This window comes from Paracoccus sp. MC1854 (genome assembly GCF_014164635.1).
Lineage (GTDB): Bacteria > Pseudomonadota > Alphaproteobacteria > Rhodobacterales > Rhodobacteraceae > Paracoccus.
On sequence record NZ_JACJFU010000088.1, the window covers coordinates 1 to 3,229 of the forward strand.

The 3,229-nt window shown below is 63.9% G+C and carries 2 protein-coding genes and 1 pseudogene; 1 reads left to right on the top strand and 2 read right to left on the bottom strand.

What is annotated here, in order from left to right; translation table 11 throughout:
- Positions 1-563 precede the first annotated feature (563 nt).
- Positions 564-1,601: a fatty acid desaturase gene (locus H5395_RS17985; RefSeq protein ID WP_182793885.1), complete on the top strand. Its 1,038-nt coding sequence runs from the start codon at positions 564-566 to the stop codon at positions 1,599-1,601.
- A 112-nt stretch (positions 1,602-1,713) separates the two neighbouring features.
- Here H5395_RS17985 and H5395_RS17990 read toward each other — a convergent pair whose 3' ends face one another.
- Together H5395_RS17990 and H5395_RS17995 are read right to left on the bottom strand one after the other, a co-directional pair.
- Positions 1,714-2,394 (bottom strand): spermidine synthase, encoded by a 681-nt coding sequence (locus tag H5395_RS17990; RefSeq protein WP_182793881.1) that lies wholly within the window; start codon positions 2,392-2,394, stop codon positions 1,714-1,716.
- 307 nt (positions 2,395-2,701) lie between these two features.
- Positions 2,702-2,872 (bottom strand): annotated as a pseudogene (locus tag H5395_RS17995) (integrase); the annotation flags it as partial.
- Between the last annotated feature and the right edge of the window lie 357 nt (positions 2,873-3,229).

A 3,229-nucleotide genomic window follows, 5' to 3' on the forward strand; every position in this document is an offset into this window, starting at 1 on the left:
AATCCACGTCCGCATTGCACTGATGAACCGCTTCAATGCACTCGGCACGGCCGAAATCGAACGCGTGGCCTGACGTCAAAAGGGAAAGGGGAAGTCGCCACTAGCGGCCGAGTTCTGCAACAACGCCTCGGAGATGGCACAACCGGATGAAGAAAGACGGAACGAGCTTCTCGGCCGCGTGCTTGCGCCAAAGCAAGGCACGGCTAGTCGAGATACACCGTCATCCTGTTTGCCGACCAGATCGGGAAGGGTGCTTGCGTCGTCCTCGCCGTGGGCCGGCGCTGGCCCTTACTGCAGTCAATACAGGAAGACGCAGATCATCTCGGCGCAGGCTTCCGGTGGAGGGAATCTCGCGCTGCCGCGCCGTATCCTGGTGAAGGAGAGCAAAAACAACCTCGACGAGCCATGCCGGGCACTCCCATGATGCATTGCCCGCGCCCAGAGCCCGCTTGTGCCGCACTCGTGCCTTGCCGGGGCGAGAGGCTCGCCTTAGAGGATGCGGCACAGGAAAAACGCCGTGCGGGCCTATGGTCATTCGTGGCTCAAGCTCGAGGGCGTTGATGATGACATCTTCCGACGACACGCCGACCATGCAGGTCCGCTCGGCCAAGGACTGGGTCCGGGTCCTGGCGAAGTATCGCGAGCCCTCCACGCGCCGCAGCATCCTTGAACTCCTTGTCACTCTGGTGCCATTTGCCCTGCTCTGGGGTCTGGCCTGGGCGTCGATGTCGATCAGCTACTGGCTGACGCTCGGCCTCTCGATCCTGAACGGATTGTTCCTTGTGCGGATATTCTGCATCCAGCATGACTGCGGCCATGCCTCGTTCTTTCACAGCCGCAAGGTTCAGGATTGGGTGGGCCGGTGCCTGGGGGTGCTGACACTGACGCCCTACGACGTCTGGCGCCGGACCCATGCCCTTCACCACGCGCAGCACGGCAATCTCGACCAGCGCGGCATTGGTGATGTGCTGACGTTGACGGTGGCCGAATACCAGGCGCGGAGCCGCCTCGGCAGGCTGATGTATCGCCTTTACCGTCACCCGATCGTGCTGTTCGGGCTGGGGCCGAGTTACCTGTTCCTGCTGCAGAACCGCTTGCCGCTTGGCCTGATGACGGCCGGCCGGCGCTACTGGATGTCGGCCATGGGCACGAATGCCATGCTCGCGCTCATTCTTGCGGCGATGATCTGGCTGGGCGGGCTGGCGCCGGTGGTCCTGATCTATCTTCCCACGGTTGTCGTCGCCGCCACGATCGGGATGTGGCTGTTCTACGTCCAGCACCAGTTCGAGGAGACCCACTGGGCTGGAAACGACGACTGGCAACTGCACGAGGCGGCGCTGGCAGGGTCCTCGCATTACGTGCTGCCTGCGCCGTTGCGCTGGGTATCGGCAAATATCGGCATTCACCATGTCCACCATCTCTACAGCCGCATTCCCTTCTATCGGCTGCCGGAGATCCTGCGCGACCATGCCGAACTTGCGGCAGCCCAGCGGTTGACGCCCCGGGAAAGCCTGCGCTCGGTGAACCTGCATCTGTGGGACGAGAAGCTGAAGCGCCTGACGTCGTTCCGAGAGGCACGCCAGCGCTACGGCGCTGCATAGGGTTCGGCTGCTTCAAGGGCCTCCAATAGCCGCGATCCTGATGGGACGTGGTCCGGGCGGCTGGTCGGGATAAGCAACGGCAGCCTGCTTGCCCTGACGCCATGCTCCGTTCTCAGTTTCCGTCCCGCACCCCGATCCAGATCGTGTGGCGGTTGCCGCGCTTGCCCCTGCTGGCGCGAACCGTATGCGTCGCCACCTCGAACCCGCAGCGCGAAAGCCGCTGCGAGAAGACCGGGGCAGGTGCGGCGGACCAGACCGCGAGCACGCCCCCGGGAGCTAGCGCCCGGTGCGCCGCTTTCAGCCCGCCTTCGCTGTAAAGGGCATCATTGCCGGGGCGGGTCAGGCCGTCGGGCCCATTGTCGACGTCCAGCAAGATGGCGTCGAAGCTGCTCGCGGCCTCGCGGATGATGGCGCCGACATCCCGTGTCTCGACCTCGACTCGCGGATCCGACAGACACTCTCCGAAGACGGCTCCCATGTGCTGCCCTGCCCAGCCGACGAGTTCAGGCACGATCTCCGAAACGACTAGCCGGGCACCGGGCGGCGAGACTGATAAAGCCGCTCGCAGGGTGAAGCCCATACCCAGCCCGCCGATCAGCACGCGCGGCGCGGGCCGGCCGGCCAAGCGTTCCAGCGCCAGCGTCGCCAGCGCCTCCTCCGAGTGGCCGAGCCGGCTGTTCATCAACTCGTTGCCACCCTGCAGCCGGATCGAGAACTCGTCGCCCCGACGCAGCAGCCGGAGCCTGTCTCCGCCAGGCGCAGTTGCCGTCGCCAGTTCTATCCAGGGAAGCATGCGGACAATCCTGTTCCTTGAGCCGCCCTGCGGCCTGTCTGCTTGAGGCAGGCAGTTGAAGGGCCATGTGCCTCTGGCATATTCCGAACTCCCTCTCAGTCCCTTTCTGCAGCGACCGAGGTCTTCCCAAACTTCGGCAAACGCCCAGCGTGTTGATCCGGTCCGGTATAGAAGGCGCAAGAGTTCAGGACCGCAAGTCGCTGCATCCACGAACGTCCGGTTCCGGGAAGCTGCATTGCGGCAAACTCTTGAGAGCAGGTGGCGGCTCTGGGCCGACCAGCACGCAAGGCGCCCCTCGGCGGAGCGGCTACAGGTCGATCCCCTCCGAGAGGGTCAGCGCATCCTCAATGTCGATGCCAAGGTAGCGGACCGTGCTGTCCATCTTCGTATGTTCCAGCAGCAACTGGACTGCGCGGAGGTTCCCTGTCTTGTAAATCTGCACCACCTTGGTCCGGCGCATGGAATGCGTACCGCAGGCGCGAACCGGGGCCTTCCAACGCGGCACAAGCAAGTGCCACGCCCCGCGTCTGGGGCAGTCGTCACGCGGGACGCTGGCGACAACGGGGCCGGAGGCAGCGGGATGTTGCTTCCGGCCCCGATCTGCTTTCTTCCGCAGCGTTTCAGCGTGGGCGGGTATCTGGGCTGGCAGCCGAAAATCCGGCTTGCTGACTCGCTGTTTTCAAACTCTGAAATGGCGGAGGGGAGAGGCCTGACGTCGAACCTTCTCTTGTGGATGCCGCCCTCATTTGCAAGGAATTTCTGAACCTTAGACATGTGATCGAGTGCGGACTCTTGTCAGGCCTGTTAGCGCGGCCTGATAGATGCCGCTGGCCGA

Coding starts and splice junctions, on each gene's coding strand:
- H5395_RS17985 (WP_182793885.1), top strand. CDS start 564: ATGACATCTTCCGACGACACGCCGACCATGCAGGTCCGCTCGGCCAAG.
- H5395_RS17990 (WP_182793881.1), bottom strand. CDS start 2,394: ATGCTTCCCTGGATAGAACTGGCGACGGCAACTGCGCCTGGCGGAGAC.